Raw genomic sequence first — 18,481 nt, forward strand, 5'->3', positions numbered from 1 at the left:
GGCACTACTTATAATCATCCTATGACTTTAAAGCTAGTGCAACTGCTAGACAGAACAAAGGTTGCGAGTATATTAAAATATCGCAACCCCCTCATTTTACCTTTGTGCTTCAGTAACATGGATTAGTCTTCGATAACGATACCCATGCTGCGTGCAGTACCTTCAACCATGCGCATTGCTGCTTCAACGCTAGCTGCGTTAAGGTCAGGCATCTTTTGTTCCGCAATCTCGCGTACTTTATCACGCTTTACTGTTGCTACTTTATTACGGTTAGGCTCACCTGAACCAGACTGAATTCCAGCTGCTACTTTTAAAAGAACGGCAGCAGGAGGAGTTTTCGTAATAAATGTAAATGAACGGTCTTCAAATACCGTAATTTCAACAGGAATGATTAATCCAGCTTGATCTGCTGTACGAGCGTTAAATTCCTTACAGAATCCCATGATATTAACACCTGCTTGACCTAGTGCAGGACCAACCGGTGGCGCTGGGTTTGCTTTACCAGCAGGAATTTGTAATTTAACGACTTTAATTACTTTTTTAGCCACGAGACACACCTCCTTAAAGTCCGTGATGTGGTAATAGGGACCTTTTGACCCCTCCCACTCATCATATGTCTTTATATATTAATCATAAAGAACTTAAAACATTAGTCTTGTCTCACAACGAGACATACTGACCTATGAAATAGTAACACTTTTTTTAAATGATTTCAAGTTTTTTTACAATAACAGATTATTTTCTTTTAAAATATATATATATATTCCTCGAAACTCCACAGGGCGTTTCCGCTTTTATAATTTTTCAATCTGTGTAAAATCAAGTTCTACTGGGGTATCACGGCCGAACATATTAACAAGCACCTTAAGTTTTGCTCGGTCCTTGTCCATTTCTTCAACAGATCCAGTAAAGTTTGCAAAAGGACCTTCCTTAACGCGAACCGTTTCCCCAATTTCATAATCAATATCCACACGTTTTTCTTCCACACCCATACGCTTAAGTAATACGGTTACTTCTTCAGGCAGTAACGGTGTTGGTTTGGATCCTGAACCCGCTGAGCCGACAAATCCCGTTACGCCGGGAGTATTACGGACAACATACCAGGAATCATCTGTCATCACTAGTTCAACTAATACATAACCAGGGAACACCTTCCGTTTAACAACCTTCTTTTTGCCGTTTTTAATTTCTGTTTCTTCTTCTTCAGGTACAACGACACGGAATATCTTATCTGCCATGCCCATTGATTCAACCCTTTTTTCTAAGTTTGCTTTTACCTTATTTTCATAACCAGAGTAAGTATGAACAACGTACCAATTCTTTTCCATTTAAGAGGACTAGTTCGTCCGTCCCTCCCTCAATTTTGTGGAAATTTTAGTGCCTATTTCCTGCGTCTAACGACTCTAAACCGAACGCTTCCGCTTTTTTAGACAAATTAAAAAACCCGTTTATACGGGTTTTAGATAAAACTTCCTTTATTAGTTTCCATTATACCATGAATGATGGCTATTTATTCAAGAATTAAACGAATCAATTTTGAGATTCCTAAATCTAGAACAGCAAAGAACGCTGCGAAAAAGACTACTGTTGTTAAAACAGTAACAGTTGAACGAATCAATTCCCCACGCTTAGGCCAGCTGACTTTTCTCATTTCACGGAATATATCACTGAAGAATTTCGTTATGCGCTGCATTATTTCGTAACCCCCAACAATCTTAAGTAAGCAATGCTAGTATCTATATCTATCTTATTTTGTTTCACGATGGATAGTATGGGTCGCACAAGTCTTACAAAATTTTTTAAGTTCTAAACGTTTTGTTTGTGTTTCTGTGCCGGCTGTCGAATAATTTCGTGAGCCGCATTCCACACAAGCTAAGATGACTTTTTTGCTCATTTTCGTTCACCTATCTGTTCTTCTTGTGTATCACTAAAAATGTAACATGACCCCTATTTAATGTCAATAACTCCTAAAATGGATTAATAATATTGGCAAATAATAGATTTTTTATCCTACAAAGAAAATTCTCGGATTTCCAGATACCGTTCTAGTTTTCGCTTTACCCGCTGCAGAGCATTATCAATGGATTTCACATGGCGATTTAGTTCTTCCGATATTTCCTGATACGATTGGCCATCTAAATAAAGTGCCAATACCTTTCGTTCTAGGTCACTTAATAATTCAGTCATTTTTACTTCTATATGGTCGAATTCCTCTTGATTAATGATTAATTCTTCCGGATCCAGCACCTTGGTACCTGATAAAACATCCATTAATGTGCGGTCAGATTCTTCATCATAAATGGGCTTGTCCAATGATACATACGAGTTTAACGGAATATGCTTTTGCCGTGTTGCTGTTTTAATCGCCGTGATAATTTGGCGGGTAATACATAGTTCAGCAAACGCTTTAAAAGAAGTCAGCTTGTCCTCGCGAAAGTCACGAATCGCCTTATATAAGCCGATCATTCCTTCCTGAACAATATCTTCTTTATCTGCTCCAATTAAAAAATAGGATCTTGCTTTTGCACGCACAAAATTACGATACTTGTGAATTAAATAATCCAATGCTTCACTCTCACCTTGGTGTACCAAGTCAACAATTTCCTCGTCTTCCATTGCGAAAAAATGTTCGTTAATCTTTGTTCCGAAGTCCGTATTCAAAGTAGATCCCCTCCACCGAACATGCATACATATTATTAGTATACATTAGAAAAATTTTGAAGTCGAGAGCTCATTTTTTGTCTCTGCGCCATTTTTCAAAAATTTCTGCCATTTCATCACTAATCGATATTTTGGAGACGGGTTTTTTCTCTTGGATCTTTTTCACTTTCTTTTCTATTCCTTTTTCAACGGAGGACATTTCAATCAACAATTCACGTGCGGACTTTCTTAATGCCCCTTGCCCAAATATCGCCCATTGCTCCGTAAAATCGGAGGTCGCCACGTGGATTTGTGTTCTTCGATTGCTTAAGCTAATCGCCATTTTTTCGATCCGCTCGTCCGCCGTTTCATTTTCCTTTGTAAAGATAACCTCTACCTTATGATTTTTATATTTTTTCTCTATTCCTTGGACATAGTAGGCATCAAAAACAACAATTACACGATAACCAGAGTAGGCTTGATATTCGGCCATTTTTTCGATCAGTCGATCCCTTGCTGCCGGCAGGTCCCGATCCTTCAGTGCTTTTAGTTCTGGCCATGCTCCTATAATGTTATATCCATCGACAAGCAGGATGTCCATATACTACCTGCCGAGTGGATGACGTTTGCGATATACCTCATACATGAGCAGGGATGCAGCAACAGACGCATTCAGCGAAGTTACTTTTCCAGCCATTGGCAGATGGATGAGAAAATCACATTTTTCACTAATTAACCTTCCCATTCCTTTCCCTTCACTGCCAATCACTAAGCCAAGCGGTAGTGTCCCATCCATTTGGCGGTAATCTTCTTTTCCCTTCGCATCTGTTCCAGTAATCCATACGCCCCGTTCTTTCAATTCATCGATCGTACGTGCCATATTCGTTACCCGTACCACTGGTATATATTCAATTGCACCTGTTGAAGCCTTTGCAACAGTTGCGGTTAATCCGACCGCTCTGCGTTTTGGAATAATAATACCATGTGCTCCGACAGCATCCGCGGTTCTCATAATAGAACCTAGGTTATGGGGATCTTCTATTTCATCCAGCAGTAAAAAAAACGGTGCTTCATTTTTCTTCTCTGCCGCAGCAAACAAATCATCTATTTCTGCATATTGGTAAGCTGCCACATAGGCAAGCACACCTTGATGATTTTCTTCCGATATTTGGTCTAATTTTTTCTTTGGAACAAATTGCACCAGGACATTAGCTTCTTTGGCTAATTGCGTAATCTGCTGCATTTGACCTCTTTGTGAGCCTTCAGCAATTAATATTTTGTTAATATCCCTTTCTGATTTAAGTGCTTCAATCACCGGGTTTTTTCCAACGATGTATTCTTGACTCATATTGACACGCCCCCTTTCTCATCCACATATTTAAACGCCGTCTCAACAAGCTCTTCTAATCGTTCTAATCTTCCTTCTAAAAATAAATAGCCCATTAACGCTTCAAACGCGGTGCTATATCGATAGGTTTGGACATCTGTATTTTTAGGGACTGTTCCTGATTTTGCATTTCTGCCGCGCATGACAACAGCTGTTTCCTCCTCATTCAAGAGCTTCTCATCCATCATTTGAAAGAGTATTTGGCACTGTGCCTTTGCTGATACGTATCGCGTCGCAAGCCGGTGCAATTGATTGGGCCTTACCTTGCCACTATACAGGAGATGCCGTCTTACATAAGATTCAAAAACGGCATCTCCCATATAAGCAAGGGCAAGACTATTCAATTGTTTGGCATCGACATTATTCTCATAGTCAAGCATGTATTAGCCTCTTTTCCACCTTGTACCTTGCGGTGTGTCCTCTAAAATAATATTCATTTCTTTTAATTGATCGCGAATTTGATCTGACAATTGGAAATTTCGGTCTCTCCGTGCCTGATTCCGCTTTTCAATCAGCGCATCAATTTCTTCATCTAGCATTTCTTCACTTTCAAGCGTTAATCCTAATACCCCGAATAACTCTTCAAATTTATTGGTAAAAGCCTCAATCACTTCAACAGCCGTATTTTTTTCTAGGAGATAATAATTTGCCAGTTTAGATAGTTCAAATAGGACCGAAATGGCTAAAGCTGTATTAAAATCATCATCCATCGCCTCAATAAATTGTTCATGCAAGACAGTCAGCTTATCCAGCCACTCTTGATTATGGTCAGTTAAATCAGTACTTGCCTCTTTCCGATGGTTTAAATTTTGATAAGAGGTTGTTAATCGTTCAAACGCAGCCTTTGTACTTTCTAATAATTCTTCACTGTAGTTAATAGGATTCCGATAATGGACTGACAGCATAAAGAACCGCAATACTTGTGGATTATGTCTTTTGATAATGTCATGGACAAGGACAAAGTTCCCAAGTGACTTTGACATTTTTTCGTTATCGATATTAATATAACCATTATGCATCCAGTACCTAGAGAATAATTTACCGGAAAGAGCTTCTGATTGAGCAATTTCATTTTCATGATGCGGGAACGTTAAATCCTGTCCGCCTGCATGGATATCAATTGTCTCACCCAGGTACTTCTTAGCCATTGCTGAGCATTCAATATGCCAGCCTGGACGTCCTAGTCCCCAAGGGCTTTCCCAATAGATTTCCCCTTCTTTAGCCGCTTTCCAAAGGGCAAAGTCTAAGTCGTCTTCTTTCCTATCACCGACCTCGATTCTAGCACCCACTTGGAGGTCATCAATCGATTGATGTGAAAGTTTTCCGTATTCATCAAAGCTTCTGGTACGGAAATATACATCCCCTTCTGATTCATAAGCAAAGCCCTTATCTACTAACCGGCTGATGAAATCGATAATGATGTCCATATTCTCCATTACGCGAGGATGTACATCCGCCTTTTGGCAGCCTAATGCTGAGACATCCTCAAAGTAGGCATCGATAAAACGATTTGCAATGGTCGGAACATCCTCCCCAAGCTGATTAGCTGCGCGAATTAATTTATCATCGACGTCTGTAAAGTTTGAAACATATTTCACATCAAAGCCTCGGTATTCCAAGTATCGCCGTACCGTATCAAAAACGATGGCCGGACGGGCATTTCCTATATGAATATAATTATAGACAGTTGGACCGCAGACATACATTTTTACCTTTCCTTCTTCCAGTGGAACGAAGGTTTCTTTTTTTCTAGATAATGTATTATATATTTGAATGGCCATTGACTTTTGTCCTTTCATTTCTTAATTCTTGAAGCTCTTGTCTTAACAGATATACTTCACTTTCCATCTCACGAATGCGGTCAGCTATTGGATCAGGAAGATCACAATGATTTAAATCTTTTACTTTTGGTATCCGGATGCCATCTTGAATGACTACCCTTCCAGGTATCCCCACTACGGTTGAGTTGGGCGGTACTTCTTTTAATACAACCGAACCGCCGCCAATTTTAGAATTTTCACCAATTGTAATGGCGCCCAGCACCTTCGCACCGGTTGATATAAGGACATTATCCTTAATGGTCGGATGGCGTTTTCCCTTTTCTTTCCCTGTCCCGCCAAGTGTAACACCTTGGTATATAGTTACATTATCCCCAATTTCACAGGTTTCCCCTATGACAACTCCCATACCATGGTCAATAAAAAATTTCCTGCCTATTTTTGCCCCAGGATGAATTTCGATTCCGGTAAAGAAACGGCTTGCTTGTGAAATTACACGTGCAGGGAAATATAATTTTCGCTTGAAGAGTGCATGTGCAATCCGATGTGCCCAAATGGCATGTAAACCTGAATATGTCAAAACAACTTCTAAAGTGCTCCGCGCCGCAGGATCTTGTTCAAAAACAACCTCAATGTCCTCCCTCATCTTTTTGAACATCGCTCTTCCCCCTTTGTTTTTATATATAAAAAGCGCCCCTGTCGCAATCGACAGAGACGCATAATACGTGGTTCCACTCTGATTAGGCCTCCCCAAGCTAACTCCCAATTTGATAGGAATTCTAGCAAAACAAAACCTCACTCTACTTGTTAACGGATTGCTCCGCCCAAATCTACTCGAGTTGACTCCTTTCGAAATGGGGCTCAGAGGTGCATTTCAAAAAATGGGAGGCTTAAACCACTTTCAGCCGGTGATGGTTCTCTCTTAAAAGCATCATTTTTTTACTTTTCCTCTTCTTCGCTTTGGCTTATATTATTAGGATTCTAACATTAGACCTCGATAACTGTCCAGCTCCAGGCCCAGCGGGTGCTTCCGCTTTTCTTGTTTCTTTTACTATATTACATTTTCTTTATCTTGTTAACTAATAATTTTATTAATTCTGTTTTGAACTTTAGCTTTCCCCAATAATTCAATTGCCTGTGGCAGGTCTGGCCCATGTGTTTGACCTGTAACAGCCGCACGAATCGGCATAAACAGATTTTTCCCCTTTTGACCGGTGGATTTTTGGACGGCCTTCATTGCTGCTTTGATTCCATCTGCGCGGAAGCTGTCAAGTTGGTCAAGTTCATGAGAAAATGCCCTTAAAACTTCAGGGACCGTTTCACCCGTTAAGACTTCCTTCGCATCTTGTTCATAGACTGCATCATCCTGGAAGAACATATCAGACAATTCTACGATTTCAGCACCAAAGCTCATTTTTTCCTGTAAAAGAGCAACTAGACTTCGAGCCCATTGATGTTCCTCATCTGTTAGACTTTCACTAAGGCGGCCTGCTTTAATTAGGTGCGGCAAAGCAAGCTCCAAGGCGCGATCAACCTCAATTTTTTTCATGTATTGATTGTTCATCCATGTTAGCTTTTGCTGGTCAAATAATGCCGGTGATTTTGAGAGACGATTCGCATCAAAAATCTCGATGAATTCCTCTTTAGAGTATAGTTCCTCTTCACCAGCAGGTGACCACCCCAAAAGCGTAATAAAATTAAATAATGCTTCCGGAAGATATCCTAGTTCCTCATATTGTTCAATAAATTGAATAATCGACTCATCACGCTTACTTAATTTTTTCCGACTTTCATTTACAATGAGGGTCATATGTCCAAAAACAGGAGGCTCCCAGCCTAGTGCATCATAAACCATTAACTGTTTTGGCGTATTTGAAATATGGTCATCACCACGGAGTACATGACTGATTTCCATTAGGTGATCATCGATAGCAACCGCAAAGTTATAGGTTGGGGTTCCATCCTTTTTCACAATGACCCAGTCACCCATACCTTCAGATTCGAACGAAACAGCCCCTTTGACCATATCGTCAAATGTATAGGTTTTACCTTCTGGTACAGCAATCCGAAGACTTGGCTGTCTGCCTTCTGCTTGTAATTGACGGCGCTGCTCTTCTGTTAAGTGGCGGCATTTACCAGAATAGTGAGGAGTTTCGCCTCTCTCGGTTTGAGCTTCACGTTCTGCTTCAAGCTCTTCTTCCGTACAGTAACATTTATACGCATGGCCGGTTTCTAATAGCTGATTATAATAAGTTTCATAAATATCATTTCTTTCTGATTGGCGGTAAGGACCGTATTCGCCGCCGACATCAACGCTTTCATCCCAATCCATTCCGAGCCATTTTAAATATTTTAATTGGCTTTCTTCACCACCGGCGATATTGCGTTTCTTATCGGTATCCTCTATCCGGATAATAAATTTACCACCTTTATTCCGAGCAAATAAATAATTAAATAGTGCAGTACGGGCGTTTCCAATATGTAAATGTCCCGTTGGACTTGGAGCATACCTTACACGAACTTGGTTTGACATAATAATGCTGCCTCCATTTAGAAAAGCGGAAGCGCCTTGCTCAGGGGCTTAAGACCTCGAGCCCCTAGGCGCTGGAGCTATTCCATTTTTCTATATATAATAATTTACCGATTTATTTTACCACTGTGTTTTGTATCTATAAAGTCTAACCATTAACCTTTTTTAATAAAACAACTGCTTGAGAAGCTATCCCCTCACCTCTTCCGGTAAAGCCCAGTTTTTCTGTTGTAGTGGCTTTTACATTTATTTGATCTGGCGCCGCCTCTAATAATTCAGCAATCCGTGCCCGCATCTGCTCAATATATGGAGCCATTTTAGGCTTTTGAGCAATAATCGTACAGTCTGCATTAACCAACTCATATCCTCTATCTTTGACTAGCTGCCATACATGTTCGGTAAGCTTTGCCGAGTCGGCATCTTTAAAATTAGGGTCTGTATCAGGAAAATGTTTGCCAATATCACCTTCGCCAATCGCCCCAAGACAAGCATCACAAACGGTATGTAATAATACATCTGCATCAGAATGTCCCAAGAGCCCTTTTTCATACGGGATTGTAATGCCGCCGATGATTAGCGGGCGCTCTTCTGTTAATTGGTGTACATCAAAGCCCTGTCCAATTCGAAACATCAGTAAAACTCCTTCTCTCTCTTTTTTATGATTGCCTCAGCAAAATATAAATCCTCGGGGGTTGTCAGCTTAATATTATCGTAATCCCCTTCGACAATGGACACAGGGAAATCTAAACGTTCCACTAAACTAGCATCATCTGTTCCGAGAAATTTGTCCTCTTCTGCTTTTTGATAAGCCTTCTTAAGTAAAGAAATGCGAAAAGCTTGTGGGGTTTGAACAGCCCACAAGCTAGAACGTTCGACAGTTTCCACTACCACACCATCTTTCTGTTTTTTCATAGTGTCTTTGGCCGGAACGCCCATAATCGCAGCCCCTGTTTCTTCTGCTTTCTGTGTTAAGCGGTGGATATGGACTTTTTGAATAAATGGTCGAGCTGCATCATGTACAAGAATTATACCTTCTGCTTCGACTGTTTTAAGAGCATTGAATATACTGTGCTGACGTTCGTCCCCGCCAGGTACCAAATCAGAAACTTTCCTGATTTGGTACTTTTGAAGCAGCCTATTAATTTCCTTATTATCCTGAGGATGTATGGCTAATATTACTCCATCGCAGGCCTCGTCCTCTTCAAATACTCTAAGAGTATGGACCAGAATTGGCACCCCATTAAGCTCTAATAAAAGTTTATTTTTCCCCGCCCGCATTCTTTTTCCCAGACCAGCCGCCGGGATAATGACTTGGTAAGTCATAAAAATACCTCTCTATCTGTCTAGCTGTCGCACCTAGAAAAAAATGAACTACTTTTTTTCTAGGTCAAAGCGCATATGCTTTTCTTTCTAAAGTGCTTTTTCTAACAATTTTGGTTTGGCAAATATCATCCGACCAGCAGAGGTTTGAAGAACACTTGTGACTAGAACTTCAATTCTCTTACCAATATATTCTCTTCCTTCTTCAACAACAATCATTGTTCCGTCATCTAAATAGGCAACACCTTGATGGTATTCTTTGCCGTCTTTAATCACTTGAACGGTCAGTTCCTCCCCAGGAAGGACAACTGGTTTCACGGCATTTGCTAAGTCATTAATATTTAATACAGAGACATTCTGTAATTCACATACTTTGTTTAAATTAAAATCATTGGTTACAAGGATTCCGTTGGTTAACTTTGCCAGTTTTACGAGTTTTGAGTCTACCTCGCTAATCTCATCAAAATCACCTTCATAGATTTCTACCTTAATGGATAGCTCCTTTTGAATTCGATTTAATATATCTAAGCCTCTGCGGCCGCGATTTCGTTTTAATACATCAGAGGAATCTGCGATATGTTGTAATTCCTCAAGAACAAACTGCGGAATAACGATTGTTCCTTCCAAAAAGCCAGTCTGACAAATATCAGCAACCCGGCCATCAATAATCACACTTGTATCTAATATTTTCAATTCTTTTCCAGCTTTGGGATCTACCTCTTCTTCACCGGACTTTTTCTTGTTACCACGATTTCCAAATAGACCTAGAAGCTCATCACGCTTTTTAAAACCAACTTGAAAGCCAAGATACCCAAATAATAAAGTCAAAAGGATTGGTGCAACCGCATTTAAAATCGGCACCTGTACAGCATTAAGAGCAAAACTAATCAAAAAGGCAACAAACAAACCAAAAATTAATCCAACACTTCCAAAAAGTACATCTGTTACAGGAATCTTAACTAAAGAATCTTCCGTCCATTTAATGAAATTAAAGACATAATCTACTGCCCAAAAGGTAATAAGGTAAAAAATAATAGCACCTATAATAGCAGTAACATATGAATTATTAATCAGTGGAATGTCATTGATATGAAGTAATTTGAACAATTCCGGCAGTAAAAGTATTCCCAGCGTACCTCCAATAATGAGGAAGCATGCCTGCACAATTCTTTTTAACATTCCTTCACCTCCTCTAATTCATTATAAACATATTCTTAAAATTGAAACGTTGATTTTGTGATTATTTTTCCCAATCGTAATCTTTTTGAAATAAATTTGTTTTGTAAAATTCTTACTCCTCATAGGGTATCATTGGAAATTTTACCTGTCAAACAAATTGGGGCTGCACATTTTAGCATACATGTTTTTTTATTTCAATCATTTTATAGATGGCGGTCCGTATATAGCCGCTCTTTAATTAGTTTAAAGCCCTCTTTAATTTTCTTTGCTCGTACTTCCCCGATCCCCTCGACATCATCGAGCTCTTCAACCGTTGCCGTAATTATTTTGGCCAGCTCTCCAAAACTTGTGATTAAGTTCTCTATGATAATCGAAGGCAACCTCGGAATCTTATGCAATATCCGATAACCACGCGGAAATTTATTTTCATCAAGATGGACATAACCTAAGTAGCCCATTAATTTCAACAAGACCATATCCTCAATGGAGCCGGTATATGCCAATGACTGCATCCGCTGAAGTACATCCCGGGCTTGGATTTCCCGTTCGTAAGCATAATCTTTAATGATCAGCATAATTTCTTCTTCAAGGTCTGTTAGGATCTCATTCATTTGCAGCCGAATCAGCCTTCCCTCTGTCCCCAGCTCATGTAAAAAGGTTAATAATTCATTTTTTATTTTCAATACCATTTCAAACCGATGAAGAACGAGTAAAAAGTCGTTATAGGTAACCGATTCTTCAAATTCTAATATACTTAAATTCGTGATGCTCTGTTCAAGTACAACTTTATACTTTTCAAGTGTCTGTATAGCTTGATTCGCCTTTGTTAACATGACACCAATATCTTTTAATGAATAACGAAAGTTCCCCTGATAAAGGGTAATCACATTTCTTCTTTGAGAAATAGCAATTACCAGCGCCTTCGTTTGTTTGGCGACTCTTTCTGCTGTCCGGTGCCTCATTCCTGTTTCCGATGAAGGTATCTCGGCGTTAGGTGCCAGCTGGGCATTTGCAAATAAAATTTTGTTGCCTGCCTCATTTAAAATGATGGCACCATCCATTTTGGCAAGTTCATATAAAAAGCTTGGCGAAAAAGGGCAATTAATTGAGAAACCGCCATCGACAATGCTTTTTACTTTTTCGTTATAGCCTATCACAATCAGACCGCCGGTATTGGCTCTTAATACATTATCAATTCCCTCTCGAAGCGGCGTGCCAGGGGCAATTAACTGTAATACATCGCTTATAGTAACCTCTCCATGCTTCTTATTTTCCATCTGCTACCCTCCTAACGCCGCTTGAAGTGCCTCACTAACAGAGGAAACACCGATAAGTTTAATACCCTTTGGGCCCGTCCAGCCGCTTAAATTATTGGCTGGTAGAATCACGCGCTCAAAGCCTAACTTTGCCGCTTCCTGAACACGCTGCTCAATTCTTGACACCCTTCTTACCTCACCTGTCAAACCTACTTCGCCGATAATACAGTCAGTTGGGCTTGTCGGGCGGTCTCTAAAACTGGAGGCAATGCTTACGGCAATGGCTAAATCAATCGCTGGTTCATCTAACTTTACTCCTCCGGCTACCTTTAAGTAGGCGTCCTGGTTGGCAAGAAGCATTCCAACCCGTTTTTCTAATACCGCCATTAAAAGCGGCACTCGATTATGGTCGATTCCAGTCGCCATTCTTCGTGGATTTCCAAAGCTCGTAGGTGAAATAAGTGCCTGTATTTCGACCAGAACCGGGCGTGTCCCTTCCATTGAAGCGACAACCGTCGAACCGGATGCCCCGCGAGACCGCTCTTCCAAGAAAATTTCCGATGGATTTTCTACTTCTTCGAGTCCAAATTCTTTCATTTCAAAAATGCCCATTTCGTTTGTGGAACCAAAACGGTTTTTAACTGCTCTGAGGATTCGGTAAGTATGATGTCTTTCCCCTTCAAAATAAAGCACTGTATCGACCATATGTTCCAATAACCTTGGTCCGGCAATAGAACCTTCTTTGGTCACATGCCCAACGATAAAAATGGCTATCCCTTTGGTTTTTCCAATCCGCATCAATTCTGCGGTACATTCTCGTACTTGAGAAACACTCCCTGGTGCTGAAGTTACTTCTGGATGAAAAACCGTCTGAATAGAGTCAATAATGACAAAGCTTGGATTCTCACTTTCAATCGTTCGGCTTATCTCTTCAAGATTAGTTTCGGAATAGACTAACAAGTTTTCAGATGAAATTCCCAGTCGTTCTGCGCGAAGCTTCGTCTGTCTTAATGATTCTTCACCAGATATGTAAAGAACCGAATTCCCTTTATTCGCAAGTTGTGAAGACACCTGCAGAAGAAGTGTAGATTTTCCGATCCCCGGGTCGCCGCCAATTAAAACTAACGATCCCTTAACGACACCGCCGCCCAATACGCGGTTAAGTTCATTTAAATCGGTCAAAATTCTCGGTTCATTCTCCATTTCAATGGCATTAATTTTCATAGGTTTTGTAAGTAGATTTGAACCGGGCTGTGCATGAGCAAATGCCCCTCTTCTTTGAGTCCCTGTTACTTCTACTTCCTCGATCATCTTGTTCCATTGTCCACAGCCTGGGCATTTCCCCATCCATTTTGGAGATTCATAGCCGCATTCTTGGCAGATGAACTTTGTTTTCCTTTTTACCATTACCTTCAAACCTTTCCTAACCATCATGCACAGTTTGTTCCTATGATGGCGGTTATTAAAAAACGAAAAAAGAGGTACACGGGTTGACTTTATTCACGTGTACCTCTTGCATGTGTTGTTAGACACTTAAAATTATTCGTTAGCCGTGTAATCCTATTTTGCTAAGCTTGTTTTTTCTGCCATTCTAACAACGAACTCACCATCAACTACATCAATTATAACATGCTGACCTGTTAATAAGGTTCCTCTTAACAATTCTTCAGAGAGACGATCTTCAATATGCTTTTGAATAGCGCGGCGCAGTGGTCTTGCACCATACTCTGGATCGTAACCTTCCTGAGAGATCTTCTCTTTTGCTGCAGGGGTTAACTCTAACGAAATGTTTTGCTCTTTTAGTCGTTTTACCAGTTGATCAGATAATAGAGTCACAATTTCTTCAAGATGCTTTTTCTCTAAAGCATGGAAGACAATAATTTCATCAATACGGTTCAAGAATTCCGGACGGAAGGCCTTTTTCAGTTCATCCATTACCTTCCCCTTCATATCTTTATAATCCTGTGCCCCGTCTTGAATATTGAAGCCCACATACTTATTTCGTTTTAAAGCTTCCGCTCCGACGTTGGAAGTCATAATGAGTACAGTATTTCGGAAATCAACTGTTCTTCCCTTTGAATCTGTTAAGCGGCCATCTTCAAGAACTTGCAGCAAGATATTGAAGACATCTGGATGTGCTTTTTCAATTTCATCCAGCAAGATGACAGAGTATGGTTTTCTGCGAACCTTCTCTGTTAGTTGGCCGCCTTCTTCATAACCAACATATCCTGGAGGAGATCCGACAAGCCGGGATGTGGAGTGTTTCTCCATATACTCTGACATATCAATTCGAATCATCGAATCCTCATCACCAAACATCGCTTCCGCAAGGGCACGGGCTAATTCCGTTTTCCCTACTCCAGTAGGACCAAGGAACACAAATGAACCAATTGGACGTTTTGGATCCTTTAATCCTGCTCTCGCACGGCGAACGGCCTTAGAAACAGCTATAACCGCTTCCTCTTGCCCAATAACACGGGAGTGTAAGGCTTCTTCTAAATTCAATAATTTCGCAGTTTCAGTTTCCGCAAGCTTAGAGACCGGTACACCCGTCCAGCTTGAGACAACACTGGCAATATCCTCTACCGTCACTTCATTATTTTCTTTACCTTGTTTTTCTTTCCAAGTTTTCTTTGTTTCTTCTAACTGTTCACGGAGGCGCTGCTCTGTATCTCTTAACGAAGCAGCTTTTTCAAACTCTTGACTTTGAACAGCTGAATCCTTTTCTTTTCTAACGTCCTCAAGTTTAACCTCTAACTCTTTTAAATTAGGAGGGGTTGTGTAGGAACGAAGTCTCACCTTAGAACCTGCTTCATCAATTAAATCAATAGCTTTGTCAGGCAGGAATCGGTCAGAGATATAACGGTCCGATAACTTAACTGCTGCTTCAATTGCTTCATCCGTGATTGAAACGCGGTGATGAGCCTCATAACGGTCACGTAAGCCTGCTAAAATTTGAATGGATTCCTCAGCAGTTGGTTCATCTACCCGAATCGGCTGAAAACGTCGTTCAAGGGCAGCATCTTTTTCAATATACTTACGATATTCATCTAATGTAGTGGCACCAATACATTGAAGTTCTCCACGTGCAAGTGACGGCTTTAAGATGTTAGAAGCATCAATCGCCCCTTCTGCTCCACCCGCGCCAATTAAGGTATGAAGTTCGTCAATAAAGAGAATAATATTTCCGGCTTGGCGGATTTCATCCATCACTTTTTTCAGACGATCTTCAAATTCACCACGATATTTAGTCCCAGCAACAACCGTTCCCATATCAAGTGTCATCACACGCTTATCACGAAGGATCTCTGGTACTTCATTGTTGACGATTTGTTGAGCAAGCCCTTCCGCAATGGCTGTCTTACCTACACCAGGCTCCCCAATCAACACAGGGTTATTTTTTGTTCTACGGCTTAATACCTCAATAACACGTTGAATTTCTTTACTGCGGCCAATAACTGGATCCAGGCTGCCTTCACGGGCAATCGCTGTTAAGTCTCTTGCAAGGCTATCAAGTGTAGGTGTATTGGCACTAGCGGACGCACCGCCTTGGTGTGAGCCTGATTCATTACTGCCTAATAGCTGTAGTACCTGCTGACGAGCCTTATTTAAGCTGACACCAAGATTATTTAATACCCTTGCTGCCACCCCTTCTCCTTCACGGATTAAACCAAGGAGAATATGCTCAGTACCAACATAGGAGTGTCCTAATTTTCGAGCTTCATCCATTGATAGTTCAATAACCTTTTTAGCTCTAGGAGTATAGTGTATGGTTTGAGAAGTTTCCTGTCCTTTACCGATTAAATTTTCCACTTCCTTTTGAATCTTTTCTGAACCTAACCCAAGTCCATAAAGTGCTTTTGCGGCAATCCCTTCACCTTCGCGTACAAGCCCCAATAAAACATGCTCAGTTCCAATATTATTATGACCAAGACGAATCGCTTCCTCTTGTGCTAGTGCTAGTACCTTTTGTGCTCTTTCAGTAAATCGTCCAAACATCATATCCTCTTCCTCCTCACCTATTTTTCGTTCTCCAATTTAATACGGTCCCTAATTAATGCGGCTCTTCGGATATCCCTTTCATGCGGTCGTAATGGACCGCCCGCATATTGCTGAAGAAAACCCGGCTGGGTTAAAATCATTAATTCATTTAAAATCGACTTCGACATATTTTTTATATACCCCATATCTATACCAAGCCGAACATCCGATAAGCAGCGGGCTGCTTCCTTTGATTCAATAATCCGGCTATTAGATAACACCCCTAATGAGCGGAACACCCTGTCTTCTAATTGTATGTTAGAAGTTTTGCGTAATGCTTCACGAGCAGACCTTTCTTGTGAAATTAGCTGACTGGCTACTCCTTTTAAATCACGGCTGATATCTTCTTCTGATTTTCCGAGGGTTATCTGATTAGAAATTTGAAAAATATTCCCCAACGCCTCGCTACCCTCTCCATAAATTCCTCTGACGACAAGTCCTAATTGGTGGATAGCAGGAATAATTCGATTAATTTGCTGTGTTAAAATTAACCCAGGCAGATGCATCATTACAGATGCTCTAAGACCCGTTCCAACATTGGTTGGACAACTAGTCAAATAACCGTACTTTTCATCAAATGCATAATGGATATGATTTTCAAGCCAATCATCTATTTCATTCGCAGCATGTAAGGCTTCTGCTATTTGCAGACCTGGAAATAAACACTGAATTCGAATATGGTCCTCTTCATTTAACATAATACTAACTTCTTCATTTTCGGTTAATAGAACCGCGCCATATGGAGAATCCTCTGCCAATAATGGACTAATTAAATGCTTTTCTACTAAAACCCGTTTCTGAAGCGGCTGCATTTCATCCATTTTCAAAAGTTCCATGTTTCCGTAGTTCTCATCAGGAGAGTTATAAAGAATATCCTCCATTGTATCAATTATAACTTTTGCTTCTTCATGTGAAAAAACAGTCGGGAAATTATAAGCTTCAAAGTTTCGTGCTAGACGGATCCTGGAACTAAGAACAATATCGGAATCCGGTCCCTCCTCGCTCATCCATGAGCTGACGGCTTGATTAAAAAATCGTTCAAGCGACACGCTATTCCCCTCCTTCTTCGTTTCCAGCTAATTGTTTCTCTAATCTTCTGACCTGATCACGAATTTCTGCAGCTTTTTCAAATTCTTCATGGTTGATGGCTTCTCTTAACTCTATTTTCAGCTCTTCAAGCTGTTTGCGAAGTTGAAACTCTCCACCAATTCTTTTCGGAATTTTACCATTATGAGTCCAGTTTCCACTGTGAAGACGCCTTAAAACTGGCTTTAACTGATCTTTAAACGTCTCATAGCAATGAGCACAGCCAAAGCGGCCTACTTTTAAAAACTGTGGAAAAGTCATCGAACAATCCTGACATTGAAGGATTTCCTCTTGCTGAAACGGACTTTGGCTCGGCTTTTGAAAAGTTGGGTCAATATTTAATAAACCGGCCAAAAGATTATTGAAGGCAAATCCTGTTTCTCCATTTAAGATAAACATTTCACCTTTTTCCTGAGCACACTTCTCACAAAGATGAACTTCTGTTTTTTCACCATTAATAATTTTAGTAAAGTGAAGTGCTGCAGGCCTTTGGTTGCATTCCTGACAAATCATCTAATTTCACCTCTTTAGGCTACACAATTATTTATATTTTAAGGAAGTTAACATCGCTTTTAACATTCTTGCTCTTAATTCATCGCGAAACGGAAGATCAATATATAATACAGAACGATCAATGACACTTAGCATGATTTTAGCCTCTCGTTTTGTAATGACCTCCTCTTGAACAAGTCTTACGATAACGTCTTCAGCACTCGTTTGACTTATTCGATTGTTGAAAAGGGAAAGCAAATGGTCAATTAAATGGGCTAAGTCGTGGGATTGAACCTTCATTATCCGAATATATCCACCGCCGCCCCGTTTACTTTCAACAATATATCCTCTTTCAATCGTAAAACGGGTATTTATAACATAGTTTATTTGTGAAGGGACACATTGAAATTTATCAGCAATTTCGCTTCTTTTAATCTCAACAAGGTCTTCTTCACTCATTTCCAAAACCTGCTTCAGATACTTTTCAATAATATCGGAGATGTTTCTCATCTTCCCACCTCCCATCTTCTGACTTTGACTATCTTTGACTTTAATTATACTGAAAATTTTATGGAGATGCAACGATTCACTACTACAGATTTTCTCCAAATTTCACGGTTGTGAAACCTAGAAAGCCCAGAAAATAAGCTTTATATAATTCGACTATTTTCGTAATTACTGAATACCAGACAGAATAATAGACCTTAAAGATAAATATACAAAAAAAAGACAACCATCTATGGTTGTCTTTTTTGCCTGGCAACGTCCTACT

General features: G+C 40.2%; 20 protein-coding genes and 1 other annotated feature. All 20 genes read right to left on the bottom strand.

The features are described 5' to 3' along the window. Positions 1 to 122 precede the first annotated feature (122 nt). Entirely contained in the window at positions 123 to 548 is a 426-nt protein-coding gene (gene rplK, locus COD92_RS13245; RefSeq protein WP_141561102.1) for a 50S ribosomal protein L11, read from the bottom strand. A gap of 246 nt (positions 549 to 794) precedes the next feature. Then, positions 795 to 1,328, bottom strand: a complete 534-nt coding sequence (nusG, locus tag COD92_RS13250; protein ID WP_098533247.1) for a transcription termination/antitermination protein NusG — start codon at positions 1,326 to 1,328, stop codon at positions 795 to 797. A gap of 182 nt (positions 1,329 to 1,510) precedes the next feature. Then, positions 1,511 to 1,693: a preprotein translocase subunit SecE gene (gene secE / locus COD92_RS13255; RefSeq protein WP_098533249.1), complete on the bottom strand. Its 183-nt coding sequence runs from the start codon at positions 1,691 to 1,693 to the stop codon at positions 1,511 to 1,513. Between the two features lie 54 nt (positions 1,694 to 1,747). After that, positions 1,748 to 1,894 (bottom strand): 50S ribosomal protein L33, encoded by a 147-nt coding sequence (gene rpmG, locus COD92_RS13260; protein ID WP_098533251.1) that lies wholly within the window; start codon positions 1,892 to 1,894, stop codon positions 1,748 to 1,750. A 116-nt stretch (positions 1,895 to 2,010) separates the two neighbouring features. Next, positions 2,011 to 2,616: an RNA polymerase sporulation sigma factor SigH gene (gene sigH, locus COD92_RS13265; RefSeq protein ID WP_255286844.1), complete on the bottom strand. Its 606-nt coding sequence runs from the start codon at positions 2,614 to 2,616 to the stop codon at positions 2,011 to 2,013. Positions 2,617 to 2,731: 115 nt separating this feature from the next. Continuing rightward, the gene (locus tag COD92_RS13270; protein WP_098533255.1) at positions 2,732 to 3,241 is read right to left on the bottom strand and encodes an NYN domain-containing protein; all 510 of its coding nucleotides are present in this window, start codon (positions 3,239 to 3,241) and stop codon (positions 2,732 to 2,734) included. A 3-nt stretch (positions 3,242 to 3,244) separates the two neighbouring features. Next, on the bottom strand, positions 3,245 to 3,988 hold the full coding sequence (rlmB, locus tag COD92_RS13275; RefSeq protein WP_098533257.1) for a 23S rRNA (guanosine(2251)-2'-O)-methyltransferase RlmB: 744 nt from the start codon (positions 3,986 to 3,988) through the stop codon (positions 3,245 to 3,247). Then, entirely contained in the window at positions 3,985 to 4,407 is a 423-nt protein-coding gene (locus tag COD92_RS13280) for a Mini-ribonuclease 3 (protein ID WP_098533259.1), read from the bottom strand. Before COD92_RS13280 ends, rlmB begins: the two co-directional genes overlap by 4 nt. 3 nt (positions 4,408 to 4,410) lie before the next feature. Then, positions 4,411 to 5,808: a cysteine--tRNA ligase gene (gene cysS / locus COD92_RS13285; protein WP_098533261.1), complete on the bottom strand. Its 1,398-nt coding sequence runs from the start codon at positions 5,806 to 5,808 to the stop codon at positions 4,411 to 4,413. Continuing rightward, on the bottom strand, positions 5,789 to 6,463 hold the full coding sequence (gene epsC / locus COD92_RS13290; RefSeq protein WP_098533263.1) for a serine O-acetyltransferase EpsC: 675 nt from the start codon (positions 6,461 to 6,463) through the stop codon (positions 5,789 to 5,791). The genes cysS and epsC overlap by 20 nt, the downstream gene beginning before the upstream one ends. Before the next feature lie 49 nt (positions 6,464 to 6,512). Beyond that, positions 6,513 to 6,770, bottom strand: a binding site (T-box leader). Positions 6,771 to 6,880: 110 nt separating this feature from the next. Beyond that, positions 6,881 to 8,338 (bottom strand): glutamate--tRNA ligase, encoded by a 1,458-nt coding sequence (gene gltX / locus COD92_RS13295; RefSeq protein ID WP_098533264.1) that lies wholly within the window; start codon positions 8,336 to 8,338, stop codon positions 6,881 to 6,883. Between the two features lie 145 nt (positions 8,339 to 8,483). Next, the gene (gene ispF, locus COD92_RS13300) at positions 8,484 to 8,966 is read right to left on the bottom strand and encodes a 2-C-methyl-D-erythritol 2,4-cyclodiphosphate synthase (RefSeq protein WP_098533266.1); all 483 of its coding nucleotides are present in this window, start codon (positions 8,964 to 8,966) and stop codon (positions 8,484 to 8,486) included. Beyond that, on the bottom strand, positions 8,966 to 9,658 hold the full coding sequence (gene ispD, locus COD92_RS13305) for a 2-C-methyl-D-erythritol 4-phosphate cytidylyltransferase (protein WP_098533268.1): 693 nt from the start codon (positions 9,656 to 9,658) through the stop codon (positions 8,966 to 8,968). The genes ispF and ispD overlap by 1 nt, the downstream gene beginning before the upstream one ends. Positions 9,659 to 9,745: 87 nt before the next feature. Continuing rightward, the gene (locus COD92_RS13310) at positions 9,746 to 10,834 is read right to left on the bottom strand and encodes a PIN/TRAM domain-containing protein (protein WP_098533270.1); all 1,089 of its coding nucleotides are present in this window, start codon (positions 10,832 to 10,834) and stop codon (positions 9,746 to 9,748) included. 203 nt (positions 10,835 to 11,037) lie between these two features. Beyond that, positions 11,038 to 12,111: a DNA integrity scanning diadenylate cyclase DisA gene (gene disA / locus COD92_RS13315; RefSeq protein WP_098533272.1), complete on the bottom strand. Its 1,074-nt coding sequence runs from the start codon at positions 12,109 to 12,111 to the stop codon at positions 11,038 to 11,040. Positions 12,112 to 12,114: 3 nt separating this feature from the next. Further along, the gene (gene radA, locus COD92_RS13320; RefSeq protein ID WP_098533281.1) at positions 12,115 to 13,497 is read right to left on the bottom strand and encodes a DNA repair protein RadA; all 1,383 of its coding nucleotides are present in this window, start codon (positions 13,495 to 13,497) and stop codon (positions 12,115 to 12,117) included. 153 nt (positions 13,498 to 13,650) lie between these two features. After that, positions 13,651 to 16,092: an ATP-dependent protease ATP-binding subunit ClpC gene (gene clpC, locus COD92_RS13325; protein WP_098533273.1), complete on the bottom strand. Its 2,442-nt coding sequence runs from the start codon at positions 16,090 to 16,092 to the stop codon at positions 13,651 to 13,653. A 17-nt stretch (positions 16,093 to 16,109) separates the two neighbouring features. Further along, positions 16,110 to 17,180 (bottom strand): protein-arginine kinase McsB, encoded by a 1,071-nt coding sequence (gene mcsB / locus COD92_RS13330; RefSeq protein WP_098533275.1) that lies wholly within the window; start codon positions 17,178 to 17,180, stop codon positions 16,110 to 16,112. A gap of 1 nt (position 17,181) precedes the next feature. Further along, positions 17,182 to 17,730, bottom strand: coding sequence for a protein-arginine kinase activator protein McsA (mcsA, locus tag COD92_RS13335; protein WP_098533277.1), 549 nt, complete (start codon positions 17,728 to 17,730; stop codon positions 17,182 to 17,184). A gap of 27 nt (positions 17,731 to 17,757) precedes the next feature. Then, a complete protein-coding gene (locus COD92_RS13340; protein ID WP_098533279.1) occupies positions 17,758 to 18,219 on the bottom strand; it encodes a CtsR family transcriptional regulator in 462 nt (153 codons plus the stop codon). Positions 18,220 to 18,481 lie beyond the last annotated feature (262 nt).

It is taken from the genome of Bacillus sp. AFS037270, from assembly GCF_002585305.1.